The sequence below is a fragment of the Serratia sp. CoH_122_TC_1 genome (assembly GCF_058191755.1).
This window is the reverse complement of the sequence record NZ_JBXWLA010000003.1, coordinates 45,165-67,238: the sequence shown is the minus strand read 5'-3', so window position 1 is coordinate 67,238 and position 22,074 is coordinate 45,165. Positions and strand designations below refer to the sequence as shown.

Annotated in this window: 16 protein-coding genes and 1 pseudogene; 5 read left to right on the top strand and 12 right to left on the bottom strand. The window is 50.6% G+C overall.

Annotated features, from left to right (window positions below; genetic code table 11):
* The first annotated feature begins 49 nt into the window (after window positions 1-49).
* Together AC2FC2_RS04715 and adhP are read left to right on the top strand one after the other, a co-directional pair.
* On the top strand, window positions 50-256 hold the full coding sequence (locus AC2FC2_RS04715; RefSeq protein ID WP_209633371.1) for a hypothetical protein: 207 nt from the start codon (window positions 50-52) through the stop codon (window positions 254-256).
* A 154-nt stretch (window positions 257-410) separates the two neighbouring features.
* Window positions 411-1,424, top strand: coding sequence for an alcohol dehydrogenase AdhP (gene adhP, locus AC2FC2_RS04710; protein ID WP_209633373.1), 1,014 nt, complete (start codon window positions 411-413; stop codon window positions 1,422-1,424).
* Window positions 1,425-1,523: 99 nt separating this feature from the next.
* Here adhP and AC2FC2_RS04705 read toward each other — a convergent pair whose 3' ends face one another.
* The 3 genes from AC2FC2_RS04705 to exaC form a co-directional block, all read right to left on the bottom strand.
* The gene (locus AC2FC2_RS04705; RefSeq protein ID WP_490658848.1) at window positions 1,524-2,417 is read right to left on the bottom strand and encodes an alpha/beta fold hydrolase; all 894 of its coding nucleotides are present in this window, start codon (window positions 2,415-2,417) and stop codon (window positions 1,524-1,526) included.
* Between the two features lie 84 nt (window positions 2,418-2,501).
* Complete coding sequence (locus AC2FC2_RS04700) at window positions 2,502-3,101, bottom strand: DUF2239 family protein (RefSeq protein WP_265556858.1); 600 nt, start codon at window positions 3,099-3,101, stop codon at window positions 2,502-2,504.
* Between the two features lie 237 nt (window positions 3,102-3,338).
* Complete coding sequence (gene exaC / locus AC2FC2_RS04695) at window positions 3,339-4,859, bottom strand: acetaldehyde dehydrogenase ExaC (RefSeq protein WP_265556857.1); 1,521 nt, start codon at window positions 4,857-4,859, stop codon at window positions 3,339-3,341.
* A gap of 280 nt (window positions 4,860-5,139) precedes the next feature.
* Between exaC and AC2FC2_RS04690 the strand changes: the two genes are divergently transcribed.
* Window positions 5,140-6,939: a sigma-54-dependent Fis family transcriptional regulator gene (locus tag AC2FC2_RS04690; RefSeq protein WP_490658847.1), complete on the top strand. Its 1,800-nt coding sequence runs from the start codon at window positions 5,140-5,142 to the stop codon at window positions 6,937-6,939.
* Window positions 6,940-6,978: 39 nt separating this feature from the next.
* Here the strand turns inward: AC2FC2_RS04690 and AC2FC2_RS04685 are convergent, their stop codons facing one another.
* The 7 genes and pseudogenes from AC2FC2_RS04685 to AC2FC2_RS04655 form a co-directional block, all read right to left on the bottom strand.
* The gene (locus AC2FC2_RS04685; RefSeq protein ID WP_209633384.1) at window positions 6,979-7,905 is read right to left on the bottom strand and encodes an ABC transporter substrate-binding protein; all 927 of its coding nucleotides are present in this window, start codon (window positions 7,903-7,905) and stop codon (window positions 6,979-6,981) included.
* A gap of 186 nt (window positions 7,906-8,091) precedes the next feature.
* Window positions 8,092-8,724 (bottom strand): AidA/PixA family protein, encoded by a 633-nt coding sequence (locus AC2FC2_RS04680; protein WP_209633386.1) that lies wholly within the window; start codon window positions 8,722-8,724, stop codon window positions 8,092-8,094.
* Between the two features lie 914 nt (window positions 8,725-9,638).
* On the bottom strand, window positions 9,639-11,726 hold the full coding sequence (locus tag AC2FC2_RS04675; protein ID WP_490658846.1) for a putative bifunctional diguanylate cyclase/phosphodiesterase: 2,088 nt from the start codon (window positions 11,724-11,726) through the stop codon (window positions 9,639-9,641).
* Between the two features lie 290 nt (window positions 11,727-12,016).
* The gene (locus AC2FC2_RS04670) at window positions 12,017-14,452 is read right to left on the bottom strand and encodes a membrane-bound PQQ-dependent dehydrogenase, glucose/quinate/shikimate family (RefSeq protein WP_314589473.1); all 2,436 of its coding nucleotides are present in this window, start codon (window positions 14,450-14,452) and stop codon (window positions 12,017-12,019) included.
* A 549-nt stretch (window positions 14,453-15,001) separates the two neighbouring features.
* Window positions 15,002-15,196 (bottom strand): annotated as a pseudogene (locus tag AC2FC2_RS04665) (Tn3 family transposase); the annotation flags it as partial.
* Between the two features lie 138 nt (window positions 15,197-15,334).
* A complete protein-coding gene (bla, locus tag AC2FC2_RS04660) occupies window positions 15,335-16,192 on the bottom strand; it encodes a class A beta-lactamase (RefSeq protein ID WP_404759622.1) in 858 nt (285 codons plus the stop codon).
* 510 nt (window positions 16,193-16,702) lie between these two features.
* Window positions 16,703-17,623: a LysR family transcriptional regulator gene (locus tag AC2FC2_RS04655; RefSeq protein ID WP_490658845.1), complete on the bottom strand. Its 921-nt coding sequence runs from the start codon at window positions 17,621-17,623 to the stop codon at window positions 16,703-16,705.
* Window positions 17,624-17,760: 137 nt separating this feature from the next.
* Here AC2FC2_RS04655 and AC2FC2_RS04650 point away from each other — a divergent pair, with 137 nt between their 5' ends.
* Window positions 17,761-18,468: an SDR family NAD(P)-dependent oxidoreductase gene (locus AC2FC2_RS04650; RefSeq protein ID WP_490307527.1), complete on the top strand. Its 708-nt coding sequence runs from the start codon at window positions 17,761-17,763 to the stop codon at window positions 18,466-18,468.
* Window positions 18,469-18,576: 108 nt separating this feature from the next.
* Here AC2FC2_RS04650 and AC2FC2_RS04645 read toward each other — a convergent pair whose 3' ends face one another.
* Both AC2FC2_RS04645 and AC2FC2_RS04640 read right to left on the bottom strand, forming a co-directional pair.
* Entirely contained in the window at window positions 18,577-20,049 is a 1,473-nt protein-coding gene (locus AC2FC2_RS04645; protein WP_265557103.1) for a pyridoxal phosphate-dependent decarboxylase family protein, read from the bottom strand.
* 5 nt (window positions 20,050-20,054) lie between these two features.
* Window positions 20,055-21,446, bottom strand: a complete 1,392-nt coding sequence (locus AC2FC2_RS04640; RefSeq protein ID WP_404760275.1) for a diaminobutyrate--2-oxoglutarate transaminase — start codon at window positions 21,444-21,446, stop codon at window positions 20,055-20,057.
* A gap of 52 nt (window positions 21,447-21,498) precedes the next feature.
* On the opposite strand from AC2FC2_RS04640, the gene AC2FC2_RS04635 reads away from it, so the two are divergent.
* The gene (locus AC2FC2_RS04635; RefSeq protein WP_209633403.1) at window positions 21,499-21,666 is read left to right on the top strand and encodes a hypothetical protein; all 168 of its coding nucleotides are present in this window, start codon (window positions 21,499-21,501) and stop codon (window positions 21,664-21,666) included.
* Window positions 21,667-22,074: the final 408 nt, after the last annotated feature.

The window sequence follows — 22,074 nt, the reverse complement described above, 5'->3', positions numbered from 1 at the left end:
CTACGGGAGGGTGAATATCATCGATAATCACGCTGAGCCTGAGCCGTCAGTGACTAAGCGCACAGCCAAACCACGCCGCCCGCACGGACGGTGGGTTTACTATATTCTGCATGAAGATATTCTGTGGCCTTGCCCGGTTAAGTGGGAGTGGGAAAGCAGTTTTCATGCCTGGCTGCCTTTCTACTATTCACCGACGCTGGAGTTTGTGGCCGGTAACCCAGCCAAGGCGACAAAGATCACGAAAACCAAGCGTTAATCTTTATTTTCGCTTAAGAACCCCGTTTATCGCGTTTGCTACCCGCATTATTTAACCCTCTGTTTTTAAACAAACAGCCCGTACCTTGCCCTCAGCAATGACAGTAACTACATTAACAACTGTACTTTCAACGTAACCTGAGAGGATATGTCCTATGAAAGCTGCCGTAGTCACCAAAAACCACAGTGTAGATATTCAGGAAAAACAGCTTCGCCCACTGAAACACGGCGAAGCGGCACTCAAGATGGAGTGTTGTGGGGTGTGTCATACCGATCTTCATGTCAAAGATGGGGATTTCGGTGAGGTACCCGGCATCACCTTAGGCCATGAAGGGGTTGGTGTTGTCACCTCGGTGGGCGAAGGCGTGACCTCGTTAAAAGTGGGGGACCGAGCCAGCGTTGCCTGGTTCTACCAGGGCTGTGGCCACTGTGAATATTGTGTCAATGGCAACGAAACCCTGTGTCGTTCGGTCAAAAATGCCGGTTACAGCGTCGATGGCGGCATGGCAGAGGAATGCATCGTAGTGGCAGATTACGCCGTCAAGGTACCTGATGGCCTGGACTCCTTTGCCGCCAGCAGCATTACCTGTGCTGGGGTCACCACCTATAAAGCGGTGAAGATTTCCGACATCAAACCTGGGCAGTGGATCGCAATTTACGGTTTGGGCGGTTTGGGTAACCTGGCATTGCAGTACGCCAAAAATGTGTTTAACGCCAAAGTGATCGCCATTGACGTTAACCAAGGGCAGTTGGATTTCGCAAAAGAGATTGGTGCGGATCTTGTGATCAACTCTAAAACCGAAAACGCCGAAGAGATTATTCAGCAAAAAGTCGGCGGTGCTCATGCCGCCGTGGTCACCGCCGTGGCGCGTTCAGCCTTCAACTCAGCCGTGAATGCCGTCCGCGCCGGGGGCAAAGTGGTCGCCGTGGGGCTGCCGCCGGAGAGTATGGATCTGAGCATTCCGCGCCTGGTGCTGGATGGTATTCAGGTCGTGGGATCGCTGGTGGGAACGCGGGAAGATCTTAAAGAGGCTTTCCAGTTTGCCGCCGAAGGCAAGGTGACGCCGAAAGTCACGAAAAGACCGCTGGGGGATATCAACGCGATCTTCGAAGAGATGAAGTCAGGCACCATTCGTGGCCGTATGGTTATCGATCTTTCCGCGTCTTAATGCAATAAGTCAACGGAAGGGGTAATGCTTGCCGGTCGCGGCGGGCAAGCATTATTTTAAACAGGATCTCACTTTAAAAGCAGCCGGCTCCCGCCGTTCTCAATCACTCGGACGCGCAACCCGATCAATTCCGTCCGCCACTGTCTCAAAAAGCGAAGGCGGCAGATCATGCCCCATTCCATCGATAAGCATAAACGTCGAGTCCTGAATTGAAGAGGCGGTGTCTCTCCCACAGGCTGCAGGTATTAGCGCATCGTCGGCACCATGTACAATCAATGATGGGACGGTGATCTTGGCTAACAGCGGCCGTAGATCGCCAGCAGCGACGATCGCCCCCATCTGTCGACCTACACTGGATGGGTCATAGGCACGCTTGGTTTCCTCCAGAATCAGGGTTCGATGGTACTCTTCGTCAAATGGATATCCAGGGCTTGCTATCCGTCGTGCAAAAGCGAGTTTGTGTGCCAGAAAACCGGCTTCATCTCGCCGTGGATCGGCGGCTGGCTTAGTCAACATCGCCATCACTTCTGGTGAGGCTGATGGAAGATTCGGATTCCCCGTGCTGGACATGATCGAAGTTAACGACAAAACCCGCTGCGGATATTCACTAGCGGCAATCTGAGCAATCATGCCCCCCATTGATCTGCCGACGAGGTGCGCGCGAGGGATCCCGAGTGCATCAAGCAATCCCATTGCGTCGCTGGCCATGTCGAACAGTGTGTAAGGCACATTTGGCCGTTGCCCGGCCGAGTGAGAAGCCGCCAACGCAGCGAAATCAGGTGCAGGGTGGTCTGTAAAATGTGATGAGCAACCCGCATCACGATTGTCGAAGCGAATCACTCGATAACCTTTTGCTACCAGACGTTCACAAAATAACACCGGCCAGCGGATCATTTGTGTTCCAAGACCGGCAAGTAAAAGCACGGTGTCGGCATGGTTATCGCCGAAGCTATCGCAACTCAGATTGATGCCATTTACGTTGAAAGTGATCATTTGCCCGTCCAGATTTGAAACATCCTGGATGTCTGCACCCAGGATTTACGATGCAGACGTCATTTAGGGTTCAGTGGAATTGCTTCATACCACGTCGAAGGCCGCCAAACTCAATGCGTAATTGCGAATGTCGGAAGGCCACTCGACAGTTAGCTGGATGAATTTCTCTGAGTCACCAGCGAATAATGCGCGCGAACTTTCTTCGAAGCCGGCCATGTTGCCTGCCATTGTCGACATGAACTGGTAAGCACGTTCCTGCGTCCTGCGCTTATCATCACGATCCACCGTGTTGCGCCTGGCTTCTTCAACCAGTTTGCGTAAAGCGACAGAGGCTCCCCCCGGTTGCGTTGACAACCAATCCCAATGGCGAGGAAGTAGCGTGACCTCACGTGGGATCACGCCGAGCTTTGGCCTGCCACGCCCACGTGGCTGAGGCGAGGATTGCGCATTTTCGACTGAGTCAGATTGATGATCTTTGGTTAACCGTGCGATCGCTTCCGCGTCCGTTCCACGGATATCAACCTCTTGGACACGGCCTGTCCGGTCATCAAAGATCAATACCGGCTCAGTGGAACCCGACGCTATAGCCCGCTTTACAGCCAGCACGTTGGTTTCGAGGTTGCCACAGGCAATGCGTTTTAAGCCGTCAAAGCTGGTAAAGGAGGGGGAGTCTACCGTTGTCATGGCGATATCGTCAGAATGTCAATGTCGCATAATTATATCCGGGTAAAATTAAATATCAATTAATACCCGGATAAAATTTAGACGCGGCTTGGTTACCGACGAGGTTGGTCGCCCTTGAAGGCACCAAACGCGGGAAGATACACAAGTACAGATTGCAAGGGACCCCGCCTTGGGCCCCTTGCACGGTCAAAGTCTACTAGCTATATAGCAACTAACGTATGGGCATTCGACAACAAATTAAAACAGCCCGAGTGGTTTGGAATCGTAGCTGACCAACAGATTTTTCACCTGCTGATAATGCGACAGTGCCACTTTGTGGGTTTCGCGGCCGACGCCCGAGTTTTTATACCCCCCGAAGGCAGCGTGCGCAGGGTAGAGATGGTAACAGTTAGTCCATACGCGCCCGGCCTTAATAGCACGCCCCATGCGATAGGCACGGTTGACGTCACGGGTCCACAGGCCGGCACCCAGCCCGAACTCACTGTCGTTTGCCAGCGCCAGCGCTTCGGCTTCATCTTTAAAGGTCGTCACGCCAATCACAGGCCCGAAGATCTCCTCGCGGAAGAAACGCATGCTGTTATTACCGGTAATCAGCGTGGGTTGAAGATAGAAACCGCTCTGCAACGTCTGTTCATGGCTGGCGCGCTCACCACCGGCAATGATTTTCCCCCCTTCATTTTTGGCGATCTCAATATAAGAGAGGATCTTGTCAAACTGCTGTTGAGACGCCTGTGCACCAATCATGGTGTCGGTATCAAAGGGGTCACCCTGACGAATCGTGGTGATTCGGGCCAACACTTTTTCCATAAATTGCGGGTAGATCGATTCCTGGATCAGTGCGCGTGAAGGGCAGGTGCAGACTTCACCCTGGTTAAAGAAGCCGAGGATCAGCCCTTCAACGGCCTTGTCGATAAACTCCGGTTCGGCCTGCATGATGTCTTCAAAGAAGATGTTAGGCGACTTGCCGCCCAGCTCCACGGTACTGGGGATGATGTTTTCAGCCGCGCAGGCGAGAATATGCCTGCCCACCGGCGTTGAACCGGTAAAGGCGATTTTATCGATGCGTTTGCTGGTCGCCAGTGCCTCGCCGGCTTCTTTCCCAAAGCCCTGAACCACGTTGAGCACCCCAGGTGGCAGCAGATCGCCAATCATTTCCAGCAGAACACAGATGCTGAGTGGGGTCTGTTCTGCGGGCTTGAGTACGACGCAGTTGCCGGCAGCCAGCGCAGGGGCCAGTTTCCAGGCAGCCATCAGTAACGGGAAGTTCCAGGGGATAATCTGTCCAACCACGCCCAGTGGTTCATAAATATGGTAGGCCACGGTATTTTGGTCGATCTCAGCGGCAGTCCCTTCTTGCGCACGCAGGCAACCGGCAAAATAGCGGAAATGGTCAATCGCCAGGGGGATATCGGCATTAAGCGTTTCGCGAATTGGCTTACCGTTATCCCAGCTTTCAGTCAGCGCCAGCAATTCTAGCTGCGACGCCATGCGATCGGCGATTGCCAGTAACACGTTGGAACGTTCCTGTACGCTGGCTTTGCCCCAGGTTTCAGCCGCGGCATGTGCGGCATCCAGCGCCAGTTCGATATCTTTTGCATCTGAGCGCGGAAATTCGGCGACGGTTTGGCCTGTCATTGGGGAGGTGTCGGTGAAGTAGTTGCCTGAAACGGGTTCGACAAATTTGCCGCCGATATAATTGCCATAGCGTTTTTTGAAAGAAACCAACGAGCCAGGTAAACCAGGATGAACGTATTTCATGTAAACACCTCTCATGAGAACTGACACTGTAGGGTTGACGCCTGGATGCACGACGCCATCGCTAAAACCATAAGCATTACCTATGCCACTTTGTGCTTGTTCGGTAGCCATAAAATATAAAAATGTTTAATATCATCTAATTAAAAACATAAAATACCTGTTTCTGGCAATAAAACTCCTGTCTTATTATTCATTTCTATTATTTTTTGTGTTCCACGTCGCAACGCATGGGACACATTTATGATACATAAATGCAACACTTTATTGGCGGGAGTTGGGTATGTTGCATAAAGACCAGACCACCCAGACCGGGTTTGACTCTGACAGTGATAGTCTGTCTCTCCCCAGCCGACTTTCAGAATCCTGGCTACGTAGCCAACACTATGGCTTGAGCCGGGCTGACGATCTGGTACCTTTTGTCCGGCCTGCGTTGCTCAATGAAGTGCGTGGGCAAAACGGGTGGGTTGCACAACTGGCACAGCCGCTGATCGCGCGTTTAGGCAACGAAATTAACCGGCAACCCTCAATTGTGGTGGTCTCTGATGCCAGCGGGTTGGTGTTGGAAACCTGTGGGAATACTGACTTTCTGCATAAGGCGTCGCGCATTTCTCTGGCCCCGGGCAATTTATGGGGGGAACAGGAGCGTGGCACCAATGCCATTGGTACGGCACTGGCGCTGGGGAGCCAGTGTGAAGTCAACGGTGATGAACACTTCCTTAATCAGAATGCAGGGCTTTATTGTTCCGCCGCGCCGATCTACCGCCCTAACGGCGTGATAGCCGGGGTGCTGGATATCTCGACACCGGCGCAGCGCCCGTATAATGATGCGCACTCACTGATTTTACAGGCGGTCAGGCACATTGAGCACCAGTGGGTGACAAGTAGCGTGACGTCTCAACATTGGACGCTGCGCCTGCACAGTGACGCACGTGTTCTCGGCAGTGCACACGAACTGATACTGGTGTTCCACGACGACGTCCTAACCGCCGCCAACCGGCTGGCGATGCAAGAATTTAATCTCTCGGTGGCTTCTTTCGGCACGCTAGACTTTGCCTCACTGTTCCCGGATATGTCACGCCAGGCGATGAATGCGCCACATCAGACGCTGGCAATCAATAATCGCCACTATTACTCCTTGTTGCAGATGCCGGAAAGGCATTCACAGGGGGTTAAGCCGCTGGCACCGCCTTTTGATCGCGATGGGGCTGACAGGCAGAAAGCGTTACGCATTCTCAATGCCGGCCTGGCGCTGTGCATTCGGGGGGAAACCGGCTGCGGCAAGGAGTATTTCAGCCAACGGTTGTTTGAGGAAAGTCGGCGTCGGCAGGGGCATTTTGTGGCGATTAACTGTGCGGCACTGCCTGAAAGCTTGATTGAATCCGAACTCTTTGGCTATGCGCCGGGGGCGTTTACCGGTGCCAATTCAAAAGGATACCTGGGCAAGATCAGAGAAGCCGACGGTGGCGTATTGTTCCTGGATGAAATTGGCGATATGCCATTAGGCTTACAAACCCGGCTGCTACGTGTTCTACAGGAAAAAACGGTTACGCCGCTCGGCAGCCACATGTCCTATGCGGTGGATTTTTCACTGATCTGCGCCACCCATCAGGATCTGGACCAGCAGGTTGCGGCGGGGGCCTTCCGCGAAGACTTGCTGTACCGCATCCAGGAATTCAGCTTACGCATATTGCCGCTACGTGAACGGGCACACGTGGATCGTTTTATTCTTAACCTTTGGCGCGAACTGGGGGGCGAGCAGCGTGGTATCACGTTGGCGCCTGATGCCGTCGCGGCGCTGGCGCGTTATCCGTGGCCGGGGAATGTGCGGCAGTTGTTGAGCACGCTCAAGGTGCTGTTGGCACTGACCGATGATGGCAGCATGATTACACTCGACGATCTGCCTGAACCGTTCAGCGTCGTCCCCTCATTCAGTACGGAGACTCAGTCGGCACCGCAGGACATGCTCGACGCCATCAGAAATGCCAACGGTAACATCAGCCAGGCGGCGAAGCGGTTGGGGGTATCACGCAGTACGCTTTATCGCAAAATGGAGAAAAGCAGGGGACGTGTGGCTGACTGAGGGTAACCAAGGCCCACAGATTGGGCCTTGGTCTTGAAACTATTTGTCCCCCAACCCCAGTGGGTTAATTTCAGAATGTTCGATTTTCTCGTCGCTTTCCGCCCAACGATCCAGCACTTTCAGGTAGCTGCCATTGGCAATCGCACTATTGAGTGACGCTTGCACGGCATCAACCAACCCATTGCCTTTCTTTACCGTGACCGCAATGTTCGCGCTGCGTGGCCACCCGCCAGGCACGATGCCAACCAGTGTGGTTTTGCCGTTCAACTTCGCCTGATAAGCGCCGGATACGTTGGGCCCAAAGGTCGCATCCGCCCGGCCAGATTGAATGGCCAGCGTCGCGGCGGCCTTGTCAGTAACATAAATTGGCTGCAGGGCTGGCAGCCCTTTGGCCTGGTTCTCCTTATCCCAGGCCAGCAGCACGGCTTCCTGATTGGTTCCTGAATCCACGATGATCTTTTTGCCGGCAATATCCGGTGCCGATTTTATCGAGGTGATTTTACTGCCGGACTTCACATAAAAGCCCAGCGTATCCTGGCGATAGGTGGCAAAGTCGAACTTGGTTTTACGCTCCTGAGTCACGGTAATGTTATAAATCGCCGCATCGTATTTTCCTGAGGTGACACCCAGTGGCCAATCCTCCCAAGACGTCGGTACCAGTTTGAGTTTCAGCCCCAGCCCATCAGCAACCAGCCGTGCGATATCCGACTCACTGCCAATCACCGTTTTATTGTCACGTGCGTATAACCCAAAGGGCGGGCCGCTGCCCAAAATTGATACCGCAACGGTCAACGTACCGGGTTCGACGAATGTAAACCCGGACGGGATTTTGGCTATAGCCTCAGGGCTTTTCGCCGTATTAATGGGCGTTTCGTTGGCGACCAAATCAATGCCCGGCGCGGCATTAGCCAGCGCGGAAAGGCTCAGGAGTGCCGCCGCTGCGGTGAGTTTTGCGCTATACATCATCATGATTACCTGCATTATTATGTTGTTGGGGCGGTCAATGCACTATCCTTTAAGCCGTTAAATCTGTGAACGAACAAAATTGGCTAACTAATTTTAGAAATGCGACGTTGGTGCCGTCCTTAAATACAAAAAGGAGGCCAAGGCCTCCTTTTTCAGCAACACCGTCGTTGCGGTTTTTTGGGTTATTCAAGAGACAACGTTGATGTACGGATCAAACCAGAAGTAACCCATGGATTTACCACTGTTATACACCACGAATTCCAGCCCGTAGTTCAGGAGGCCAATAGAATCTGCTATATCGAACGTAACATAGGGGTTGTAGATGCGTGGTGTCGAAGGGGTTCCGTCCTGACCCGCCAGCACGCCACCATCCTTCCAGTATGAGGTGAAGGGAGCATTATCGTCGGCCCACTGAGGCTGTGTGGCAGCATAATCAAACCCATATGCGTCCGCATGCCTTTCCATAAACGCAGGTAAATCGAGAGGTTTATTTTCTCCAAGTATATTAATCTGCGTATCAGGATCGGTCGGTTCACCTGTCACAAAAGTCTTCACTTGTGCTCCGTCTTTCCAGCTGTGTGCGATAAACCTAACCGGGGCAATAATGATATTTTGTCGACGACCCAAATCTTCCAGCCAGATCTGTATCTGTTCTTCCTGCGAGACCGGCACAGGATAATCCCCATCGTGGGACGTCGATGGACCGTTATTTTGGCTAACAAGCATAACGGGATGTGCGACCGCCACAGGGTTATCGAAGCTCCCCCCCGTAGAAGGCAGGGTACTAATATCAACAGTAAAAATTATCTGTGTTCTCATTGATCTCTGTATGAACACATCCCGTTTGAAAGGTTGCCAATGTGCTGACATTGACGACGGCAGTTACCGTTCATCTGTTATTGCCATTACTCAGACGGCCTCGCAAACTTTCAGCATTCACCCTTTTACAAAATAGTTAATATTTATCAGCACATATCGTTTATCACGATCTGAAGCTGACGTGCTTTGTCGCATACTTGAACACGAACTACTGTGAAAGGTATTTTTCGGCGTGATTATCCACATGATTAAAATGAGAGTAATCAACAAGTCATTCCGAAAGGCATTCTCTATCAGTGGTTTATTAATGATAATAAATTGTCTCTCGCAATAAAATGCGAGGAAATAACCATCGATAATAAAATGATGGTTATTGAAAGATAGAGTAGGCGTGTTGGAACAGCAATAACGAAAGTTAAATATAATTCATTTGCTCGACATAAAAATAATTAGAGTGAAAAGAATAAAAACAACACTTATTTTACGTGAAATTATTTCGACCTTCGTTAAGTAACGCCCTGAAAATTTATATCAATAGACAAGTGCAACCGTAGTGCGAGCATACTCCATTGTTATTAATGGTTTTTTTATTAATTCTGAATGATTGGAGAGGAAAGGGTTGGATGTTCTTATTTATGCGTGGATTCTCCAGTCTGTTGTTTTTCTGGCGTATTATGGTTGGAGGTGATTTGTTGTCTTTTTTGTTGCCGTGGCTAATTATTAAGAAATGGAACGAGAGTGAGTGATTAAATACCACTATCAACGATATTAAGTATTATGCTGCCCACATTTTTATATGCGATCTTTATTTTCATTAAAATATACATTGGGATAGGTGATAGCCCAATGATAATAATATCTTTGCGCGGCGAGAGCGGCCGCCCGGTATCATTGACCGGGCTATATTTATTCGTTTACAGGTTTAAAGTGGCATGTTGTTGCAGCATATTGAGTACCTTTGGTGCCTCAACGGCCTGGCTAAAAAGAAATCCCTGACCCAGGTGATAGCCTGAGTCACATAACGTCTGGCGTTGCTGCTCGGTTTCAATGCCTTCTGCAATGATGTCGATCGACAATTTTTGTCCCAGGATCCCCATGCTTTCCACGATGCCCAGAATGGCCGGTTCGTGATTCATACGTCGGATGAAATCGCGGCCCAGTTTAATGCAGTCCAGAGGGTAGTCCATGAGATGTGTAAAGGAGGAGTGCCCGGTACCGAAGTCATCGAGCGATATTCTGACCCCCATTTCCTTGAGCATCTGCAATGCGCGCAGCACATACTTCGAACCGTGTTTGTTGAAGGCATGTTCGGTGACTTCCAGCTCGATCAGGTGATGCGGAATGTGGAACATCTGCAAACGTCTCAGGAAGGTTTCAGCGTAGTTATCACGTAAAAACTCGATGGGGGACGCGTTTAACGACACCGGCAAAACATCGACACCCGAGGCCAGCCAACCCGACATATCGGCAAACACCTTCATCTGCATGGTTTCACTGAGTTTGGTGGCCAATTCGTAATCGTTAAACGCCTCACTGACCGTGTCAGGCATCTGCATGCCCTTTAACGGACAATACCAGCGCAGCAAGGCTTCAAATCCAATGATCGCGCCATTGCTCAAGCTGACCTTGGGTTGATAACTGGGGCGGATCTGATTATTACGGACAATTTGGCGCGCGTGATTGAGCTGTGCTGCACGCTCCTTTGCCTTATCCATCATTTTTTGATTAAACATATAAACGCCACCGCGGCCACCGTCTTTGAGTTCGTACAGGGCGGTATCGGCGCATTTCATCAGTTCCGACGCATCACGCGCGTCTTGAGGGTAGATCGCACAGCCGATGCTCATGCCGCAATGCAGTGCCTTACCCCCATGCGTGATCGGTGATTCAAGCTGCATTAAAAAGGTATTGGCGATCTTGAAAATATCTTGTTCGTTTTCGACGTCGCTAATCACTATCGCAAATTCATCGCCCCCTAAGCGGGAGACGAAAGAGTTATTGTTTAGGTATGCCGTTAATCGGCGCGATAAGACGCGCAAAAGATGATCACCTGCAGCGTGCCCGAGGGTATCGTTAACCAGCTTAAAGTGGTCGAGGTCCAATAAAATCAATCCCAGAGACGTGTTTTTGCTCAGGGCCTGTTTCATTTCATGTTTTAATTTCCGCTTGAATAAGCGTCTATTGGGTAAACCGGTCAATTCGTCATATTCACTGGCGATCAGCAAACGTTTCTCAGCTATTCGCTGTGAGGTTACATCGCGCGAAACGCATAATATATTTTGTATCTGCTCATCTTCGCCGAAAACGGGGCTAAGGATATTATCCCAATGCTGAAGCGCGCCAGTTGGTGAGGCACTGAGTCCGGCGAATCGGGCGCTTTTTCCGTTTAAAACTTTACGCAGTGCCTTTCTGCCACGGTTGCGTACTTCGGGTTGCAACAGATCCAACCAAGGCATGCCAAATTGTTGTGGGTTCTCATCCAGGCCCAAAGCGATGCTGCCTGCTTTGTTCATATGCAGTACCGAACCGTCATTATTAATGACCTTGATACAGTCAACGCTGGCGTCGAGCATATTCTTTTGTGCTGCCAGTGTTTCTGTCGTTAATTGCTTTTTCAGCATTTTTTCATGGATATCGGTGCAGCTAAGATACCAATGCATCTGCGCAGAATCCCGATCTTGCTTTGCACCAAACGACAGTAAAAACCAACGATACTCACCGTTGTCATTGCGCAGCCTGGCTTCCTGTACGAATGAATCGGCGTTGAGCATGGCGTGTTGCTGCAGCAGAGCAATGTGGGCGTATTCGTCGACGTGCAGCGCTTCTAACCAGCCGACGTCATTGTGATCAAAGGAAGAAAGACCGGTATATTCACACCACAATGCATTGAAATGTCCGCCGAGCCCCTTACCAACGCCAATGAGATTGGGTAAACCATTGAAGATATCATAAGCGATATCAACAGGATGAATTTCATCGCTGTGCTCGGGTAAAACATTCATCTGTCATTTCCTCTAAAAGCTGCCCGACATTTACGCTAAAAGAAACCATTTTTATAATATTGTAGTCAGCGGCAAATCGTTATGTAGCCTAGTCTGCGCGATAAAAAGCCGCCAGAGAGAATGAGATATAATTCAGAGCAACACAGTAGGAATACTCTCGTATTTACGCGTTAAATGACGTCCGCTTATTGAGTCTCATTCGTCATTAAATATCGCGAATCGGCAGAGACTGGATATAAAAAAGCCCCCGCGGTCAGGCGGGGGCTGGACATTATCCTGCGCGCTGAAATTTATTTATCTAACGCATAGGCAATGACGTAGTCGCCACGATCGGGTGACTGACGTGCGCCACCGGCGGAAATCACAATGTACTGCTTGCCGGTGGTCGGTGAAATATAGCTCATTGGTGTACCGCCGCTGCCAACGGGCAGACGCGCTTTCCATACTTCTTCACCTGTCGAAGAGTCAAACGCCCGCAGGTAGTAATCCTGAGTGCCGGCAATGAAGACCAGGCCGCCTTGGGTCGCCAGGGTGCCCCCCAGCGTTGGCATACCCACCGGCATTTGCGCCCGCATCTTGATACCGAACGGCCCCGTGTCCTGAACGGTCCCGGCGGGAACTTGCCAAACCACTTTTTGCGTTTTCAGATCGATCGCAGACAGGGTACCGAATGGCGGTTTTTGGCACGGGATGCCCAGTGGGGACATAAAGCGGTTTTTGTTTACGCCGTACGGCGTGCCTTTCAGCGGAACAGCCCCCATTCCTGTGTTGACTGATTCACCGCCATTACTGGCCGGCGTATTGGCATCGGTTTTCTGCGGGATCATCTGCACCCACAGGCCTAATCGCATGTCGTTGGCGAAGATATAATGGTTGTTAGGATCAGTCGACAACCCTCCCCAGTTCATGCCACCCAACGAGCCAGGGAAGCTGAGTGAGATATCGGTATCCGGTGCAGTGAAGAGACCGTCATAGCGCATGGATTTGAAACTGATGCGGCACATCAGTTGATCGAACGGCGTTGCGCCCCACATATCCGACTCGGTTAACTTTTCATTGCCAATCTGCGGCATGCCGACTGAGAAGGGTTGGGTGGCTGAGTATTGTTCACCGGGAATGGTGCGCGTTTTTACTGGCAGCTCTTTGACTTCTGTCAGGGGTTTGCCGGTAAGGCGATCCAGAACGAAAATTTGGCCGGTTTTCGCGCCAATCACGACGGCAGGTTTGGTGGTGCCATCCTTCATTGGGAAGTCGATCAAGCTTGGCTGCATCGGCAGGTCGAAATCCCACAGGTCATTATGGACGGTCTGATAAACCCATTTCTCTTTGCCGGTAGTGGCATCAAGCGCCAGGATAGAGGCACCGTATTTGTGATCCAATGCGTTACGGTTCGCACCCCACAGGTCAACGGAAGAGCTCCCCATTGGCAGGAACACGGTGTTCATCGCAGGATCATAAGACATCGGTGCCCAAGAGTTCGGCGTACTGCGCACAAAGGTCTGACCCGGTTTCAATACCGAATTTGGATCTTTGTTGCCTGGGTCGAACGCCCAGCGCATTTCACCCGTGATCACGTCGAAACCGCGCAACACGCCGCCAGGCATATCAGTTTGCACGTTATCGGCCACGCGACCACCGACCACAATGGTCGTGCCTGCCAACGTTGGCGCAGAGGTGAGCTGGTATTTTGGATCAGCGGCATCGCCCAGGCCCGCTTTCAGGTCGACCACGCCTTGGTTGCCGAAATGTTGGCAGTATTCGCCGTTATCAGCATTGATTGCCACTAAACGAGCATCGATGGTGTTCATCAGAATACGACGCTGACAGCTATCACCGGCTGCCAGGATGGCCGGGGTCGCAGGCGTTGAACCTGGAACGGTTGGCTGTGGCAGCGGTTTTGTAACATCAAAATACGCCAGCCCGCGGCAACGGTTCCAGACCTGGGATTTTGCATTGACTTCGCGCGTCCAGATCGCTTTACCGCTGTCAGCATCGACGGCAATCACGTTGTTATGCGGCGTACACAGGAAAATGCGGTTGCCGATTTGCAGCGGGGTTTGCTGATCTTCTGCGCCATTGCCGTCCGGGCTTAACGGAATGTCACCCGTATGGAAGGTCCAGGCAACGTGTAATGCTTTTACGTTGTCGCGGGTGATTTGGTCCAGCGCCACGAAACGGCTACCGCCCGGCGTGTTGCCGTAGTTGTCCCAGTCTTTCTGCTGTTTGGCTTTATCCACGGGGATTAACGGCAGCTGTTTACCGCTGAAAGCGACGGTAGGGTGTGGCTGGAACATCTGTACGAAGGTGCCAACCATGCCAACCGCCAGTACGGCACTGAACAGGTAGGACGGTGTGGCCAGCGGGGCTTTACCTTCCGATTTACGCAGCGCAGGCCAGCTCAAGAAGGCCAGAAGCATTAAACCGGTAGGCACCATAAGCCGTGATACTAACGGCCAGAAATCAAAACCGGCATCGACCACTGACCAAATCAGCGTGCCAATGAAAACCAGCAAGAACAGCATCACCGCCGAAGATTTGCGACGGAAGAATTGCACGGCCGAAAGCAGAGTGACAATGCCAGCGATCAGGAAGTAGCTACTGCCGCCCAGTGAGACTAGCTTGCCACCGGCAATGGCAAAGAACAGACCGACGACAGTAAGAATTATCCCTAATAAACAGCATGATAGTTTAAGTTTTATACCCGGCCGGGTATTTGATTCAGGCATAGCGAGCAAACTCCAAGATAATGTTTTTTTCATGTTTACCCCGAGTGATCTCGACCTTGCTGTTCCCTGGTGGAATGAGAGCAGAGTGTAAATCAAACGATGGAATGTCCATATTGTACCATTTGATTCATTATGAGGTTAAGAATATGTTGCCCGATAACTCAGACCTTAGCCCGAATTGCAACAATTGATGCGGCTGAGCGCGACCGGGCTCCAGTGATCGACTCACTGTCAATGGGGGTGTTCTAGACGGGAAATATAATAATAAACCATGTAAATAAAATGGATAATGGAAATTGTGGGTATTTAACAGGCTCGTAATTATATTTTTCTATTATTGAACCTTTGTAATACCATTGGATAGCTTTTTGGTTTCTTTAGTTACATAAGGTTAGAAATCTTAATAAGATACGTTAACATTACTATTCCACTATGCAGTGCTTCGATTGATTGGGCGTCATCGTTATACTGTACTGCATAGTGGTCACTCTATATTCTATAAATATCCTAAAGCCCTAAATCAACAATCCTCCCCTTGAGAGCCTCAATGCCTTCCGCTTCCAGTCGTTCCAGCAATCGCGACAGGATCGCCGAGTTGTAATAAACGATCGCGTTGGAAATCAGCCGCCCACACGGGTTACTGACCTCTGTTTCAATGTCATTTTTCCCGGTTAACTCCTTCTTTCCGCCGACTTTTGCCACTGCGGCACGCAGTTGGTGATGAGATTCAATCTCAGTAAACGACAACACTGACAGAGGTGTCGGACAGATTACTATTTAATTTTATCAGTAAGTTGCGTTGTTCCCACAGACAAATAACATACTAAAAATATAAACGGTATTTGTCTGCAGGCGAAGGAGGGGAGTTCTTTGTGATTTATATTACTTTGGTAGATATTCCATTACGACATACTTGCTTAAAGAATTTATTACACTTGAACGTTCTTCAAGTGAAGTGCCATTTTTTTTAACATAAATACTTATGAATATGGGTGAGGATTTTTCTGACCATACCATTGAAATCAAACCACGGACACCATAATCACTCGCTCCAGAACGATCGGCAATTTCCCATCCTTGAGGTAATGTCGCTCGTAACATATCATCAGCAACCTTATTGCCCATCATCCAATTTTTCAATTGAACTTTAGAACTATCCGATAAAACCTTGCCAGTAAGTAGCCTTTTTAGACTGGAGTTAATAGCGTTAGGTGTCGTAGTGTCTCTTAAATCATGATCAGGATTTACCGTCAATTCAGGTTCATACCTATCAGAGCGTGTTATATCATCACCGATAGAGCGCATGAATGATGTGAGTCCTTCAGGTCCGCCACCGGCGGAAATAACTATATTTGCTGCTGTATTATCACTATAAGATGTTGTGGCTTCACAGGATTGCTGCAAAGTTATTTTTTTATTAATATAATTTTTGACAATTGGAGAGTATTCTACGATATTTTCCGGTTTAACTAATATCGAATCATCTAAATTAATTTTATTTTCATCTACTTTAGCAAGAATATTTGCACAAGCTAAGGCTTTGACGGTACTGTCTAAAGGAAAACGTTCATCCCCATTTATCGAGACCATCTTGCCATCCATATTGAGTATTGATAATCCAATACTCCAACCTTCTTTGCTAAGTTTATTTACCTCATCATCAAGCGTCGCAGAGAACGATAAAGGTATAAATGAAGAAAAAACAACCACACTAGCAACGGATTGAAGAAATACTCTCATGAAATCCCCTTCGGAATTATATTTATTAATTGTCAAGTGCAAAACATGATGGATTTTTTTGCAAGCTACTAATTGGAGTTATTACCGATTACTTCCGGTTTTGTTTCTGTAACGGTGATCCCATCCATGTAGTTATGACATAATCACTGCTATAACCTCATTTTACAAGCAAGTAAAAGTTTTATTAGACTTAAGAAAATCTAACACCCTAGCACAAGCAGTATCAGGAAGAGGGATCTATCGCATTAAGGCTAATACCCTTGATGTTAGTAATATATTTATATGCTGTGATGACATTGGTTTCAGCTATGTTGTGGCTTTGTTGAATAAATCGAACTTCTGACTGCAATCAGGAGCAGATCACTACATTCCTGTGACCTGCTCCCCCTTGATTAGTACATCCCGATGGTAGTTTTCAAGGGATACAAAAGCGCCTCCGATCTGTTCAGCAATAGCGCGCACAATACCTGAAGGGAATTCGTTTATTGATTCAGGGCATTGCGGTGCCCATCAGACATTGACTGTCGCGAAACGCTGTTTAACCACACTTAACACCAGTTGCCGCAACCAGCGATGGGCCGGGTCGGCCTCCAGACGAGGGTGCCACATCTGAGAAACGGTAATACCTTGGGTTTTTACCGGCAGGTCGAAGGTGTAAAGTGCGGTGCCTATCGGTTGATTGATCAAAAAAGAGGCGGGGACCAGCGCTATCAGATCGGATGCCTCGGCCACGGCCAGCGCGGCGGGAAAGCCAGGAACCACGGCGGCGATCTTCCGTTCCAGACCCAATGCAGTCAGCGCGTCATCTACGGGTCCGGTTAATAAACCACGTCGCGAGGCAACGACATGACCGCAGGCGGCATATTGCTGGGCGGTAATCTCGGATAGCGACTCAAATGGATGCCCCTTTCTGACGACGGCCACAAAGCGGTCACGAAATAACGTCTGTAACCGAATCTCTGGCCCCATGTCTCCCAATACGCCAATCTCAAGATCGACCAAGCCTTCCCGCAAATGCCGTGAGCTCTTTTCTGGCTTGGGGGCAAAACACAGGCGAACCAAAGGAGCGACCTGTGCCGCCGCAGCGATCAGCGCTGCACCAAAGGCTTCGACAAATCCGTCGTTGGCGCGCAGGGTGAAGGTCCGTTCAAGCGCGGCTAAACTCAGTTCCGTTGTCGCAGGGCGAAGGACTGCGCGTGCCTCGAATACCGCGTTTTGCGTGCGTTCGCGTATTTCCTCAGCATAGGGGGTTAACACCATATGGCGACCCGCCCGGACCAGTAAAGGATCGCCAGTCACCGCCCGCAGGCGACTCAGTGTGCGGCTCATCGCGGACGCGCTGAGTTTAAGGCGGCGAGCCGCACCCGCCACGCTGCCCAAGGTAAGCAACGCATCAAGAGCAATCAGTAAGTTGAGGTCGGGTTCTGTCATGTCTGTCATCCTGAGCGGTCAATGAAGGTAGGCGTTTGGCGCATGTTATAACTGCAGATGCTGCGTCTTCCGCTATCTACTCCGCATAGTTATATTTTCTACACGACAAAACAACTGAAATGCAGAGGAAGTGAACAATGCCAACAGTATCTTCACAACAAAACACTGTCCTGATTATCGGTGCTTCCCGCGGTCTGGGGTTTGCAATGGTGGAAGAGTGTCTAAAACGGGGTCACAACGTGATTGCCACTGGGCGCGCATCGTCTAAAGATGCGCTTGACCGTTTGGCTGAAAAGCACCCTGACACCCTTGAGGTAGAGACTGCCGATATCACGGTGCCTGAGCAGGTCAGTGCCTTACATGAACGACTCCGCGATCGGCACGTTGATTTGTTGTTTGTTAACGCAGGCGTTAAAAATGACGATCGTGAAACAATCGCGGACGTCTCGACCGAAGAGTTCACTCGGGTAATGGTGACCAATGCGCTAAGCCCGATGCGCGTCATTGAAACCTTTAAGGACCTGGTTGCGCCCACCGGCACGATCGGCGTGATGTCTTCAGGTCAAGGGAGCCTCACCAATAACACCAACGGCAAGTTTGAAGTCTATCGGGCGAGTAAATCCGCGCTAAATATGCTGATGCGTAGCTATGCGGCACGAAACAGTGACGATCCTCGTACGTTGCTGCTGATGGCCCCCGGCTGGGTGCGTACCGAGTTAGGGGGGGCAGAAGGGCGTTTGAGCATCGAAGAAAGCATTCCGAATTTGCTCAATACGATTGAAGCCTATGCCGGACGTTCAGGGCTGCATTATCTCGACTATCTGGGCAAAATTGTGCCCTGGTGATGGGGGCAGGTCAGTCTGCCATCTCGGCGCGTGCGGCTCATTGACAAAAAAGCCGATCGCCTCAACGGCGATCGGCTTTTCACTGCGTGTTAAGGCAATGCCGGCAGATTAGGCGGCAGGTAACTGCTGCGCGGTTTTATCCACCAGCGCCAGCAGGACTTTGATATCGTCCAGGCTGACCGTTGGGTTTAGCAACGTCATTTTCAGGCAGGTAACGCCATTAAATTCGGTCACACCAACGTTGGCGCGGCCCGATTCCAGCAACGCATCGCCAATCCGCTGGTTCATCAACGCGACTGCCGCGTCGCCGCGTGCCGCCAAGGCGTCTGGACGGTAGCGGAACAGTACGCTGGCCAACTGCGGCTGCATCACCAATTCCAGCGACGGTTGGTCGCCGATATAGTGTGCAACTTGCTGCGCCAGCGTAACGCCATGATCGATGATCGCTGCGTATTGCTGTTGCCCCAACGCCTCTAATCCCATCCACAGTTTTAATGCATCAAAACGGCGGGTGGTCTGCAAGGATTTAGAGACCAGGTTAGGCACGCCCTGAGCTTCGTCAAACTCGGAGTTCAGGTAAGCCGCCTGATAGCGCATCAATTCATAGTGACGAGCTTCTTTCAGCAAGAAAGCGCCGCAACTGATGGTTTGGAAGAATTGCTTATGGAAGTCCAGAGTAATGGAGTCCACCAATTCAATGCCATCCAGATAATCACGGTACTTCTCGGAAAGCAGCAACGCACCGCCCCAGGCTGCATCCACATGCACCCAAATTTGGTGCTCCGCAGCCAATTGTGCAATACCGCGCAGCGGGTCGATCGCGCCGGCATCCGTCGTCCCCGCAGTGGCGACAATCGCCAGGATCTGCTCGTCGTTGGCTTTGGCTTGCGCCACTTTCTCAGCCAGATCGTTCAGATCCATTCGGGCGAATTGATCGGTTTTCACCAGCGTGACGGATTGGTAACCCAGGCCAAGCAGCGCCATGTTCTTTTGCACAGAGAAATGGGCATTTTCAGAACATAATACTTTGATCTTGCGCAGGTTACCGACCAATCCATCCTGTTGCACAGAGTGGCCTTGCTTGGCGAAGAAGGCATCGCGTGCCAGCATCAGACCCATCAGGTTGCTTTGGGTCCCGCCGCTGGTAAACACGCCGGCATCGCCAGGCTGATAACCGACCTGGGTGCGTAGCCATTCAATCAGTTTCATCTCGATGATGGTGGCTGACGGGCTTTGATCCCAGGAATCCATGCTTTGGTTGGTGGCGTTAATCAACACCTCAGCAGCTTGGCTAATCACCAGGCTTGGGCAATGCAAATGTGCGACGCACTGTGGGTGATGCACCGACAGGCTGTCTTTTAAAAAGTACTCGATCGCACGTTCGATTGCCGCCTGGTTACCCAGGCCCTGAGGATTAAAATCAAGCGTAATGCGTTCACGCAGTTCAGCAACGGTTTTCCCCTGGTACATTTCGGGTTGTTGCAGCCACTGCACTACGGCTTGGCTTGTCTGTTCGATCGCTTGCTGGTACGCGTCAGTGCTTTGCGCTGACGCGGCCAGAATCGGGTTTAACCGGGACATCGACTTCACTCCACATCCACAGGCTTGATGCCGGCGGCTAACAGGGCCTGTTCAAATTTATCCAGGAAAATACCCAGTTCATCGTTGGTGATCAGCAGGGAAGGTAACAGGCGCAGTACGTTGCCGTTACGACCGCCACGCTCGAGGATCAGGCCTGCATCGAAGCATTTCTTCTGCAGCAAAGCAGACAGCTGGCCGTCAGCCGGGTAGCAGCCCATATGATCCTGCGCTTCGTTTGGTTTAACGATTTCCATACCAATCATTAAGCCCAGACCACGCACATGACCAATCACCGGATAGCGTTTTTGCAGCTCGGTCAGTTTGGCTTTCAGCCATTCACCTTGAGCGGCAACTTTATCCGCTACCTGGTTGTCTTTGAGATGCTGCAGGGTGGTCAGGCCGGTCGCCATCGCCAATTGGTTACCACGGAAGGTGCCGGTATGGTGGCCAGGCTCCCAGGCGTCAAATTCTCTCTTGATGCCCAATACTGCCAGTGGCAAACCGCCGCCAACGGCTTTGGACATCACAATGATGTCTGGCTCAATACCGGCGTGTTCAAAGGCGAAGAATTTACCTGTGCGGGCAAAACCAGCCTGAACCTCGTCGATGATCAGCAAAATACCGTGTTCCTGAGTGACTTTGCGAATACGCTGCAACCACTCGACAGGGGCCGGGTTAACGCCGCCTTCACCCTGAACGGCTTCAAGAATAACGGCCGCAGGTTTGCGCACGCCGCTTTCGACGTCGTTAATCAGGTTTTCGAAATAGTAAGTCAGTGCTTTAACGCCAGCTTCGCCGCCGATGCCCAATGGGCAACGGTACTCATGCGGGTAAGGCATAAACTGGACTTCCGGCATCATGCCGTTGATCGCTTCTTTCGGTGACAGGTTGCCCGTTACCGCCAGCGCACCGTGCGTCATGCCGTGATAGCCACCGGAGAAGCTGATCACACCAGAACGGCCGGTGTATTTTTTGGCGAGTTTCAGCGCGGCTTCTACCGCATCTGCGCCCGATGGGCCGCAGAACTGCAGGCAATATTCCTGGCCCTGTCCTGGCAATAAAGAGAGTAAATAAGCTGAGAACTCATCTTTCAACGGTGTTGTCAGATCGAGTGTATGTAACGGCAAGCCGCTGGTAATGACATTTTGGATGCTTTGGAGGACGTCAGGATGGTTATGACCCAGAGCCAGCGTACCCGCACCAGCCAGGCAATCAAGATATTGATTATTCTCAACATCCGTGATCCACACGCCTTGGGCTTTCGCAATTGCTAACGGCAATTTGCGGGGGTAACTCCTGACATTCGATTCAAATTCAGCTTGCCTCGCCAAATATGTTTCGTTGTTTACATTTTTTGAACTCACACCTAAATTATCAATACGGACTTTATCCGTCATCATATCTCTCCTACAACTGGGGGTATCGATACCGCCCGAATTGAATTATTGAATGCAACAATTAACTACCGTGAGAAAAACGCGCCCAATATATGGCTTTTTACCCCCCGGCTCAATAGTTATTTGGCCGGTAAAAATTTATTGTTTTTTCGATAAAAATCAACAAATTGCTGCTTTATTGGCCAATAATGACGTATTTTGGGTTCGCTATGATGCTTGACAAGGCACAAAAATCTCCCTCAGAAAAAGTAGGGGTACAGGTCCAATGCATTTATTTTGAAGGTAATTTTCGGGGACGGGTCCCTATTTTACGAAGGGATTTTTGAAGCAACGACTTATTATAAATAATCCGTTGCTTAGACATTAACCCACTTTAGCGAACAGGCCGGGCTTTTTTCCATGATAACCGGACAATTTCCAGGGGCCCGCTGTGGCGAACAGCGAATTTTAGTGTCGTTTAGGCACACTCCCAGTGGGTTACTGTTGCGTGAAGAACGGCGCATGCCTTCGTCAGGATGACCGATTCAAAACAAGAATCCGGAAAAACCTCGAAAAACGTCTAAGCTCAATGCAAATAAGTCATTTAGGGTGCGGTGTTAAGGCAATAAGGCAGCGGCTTGAACCAACA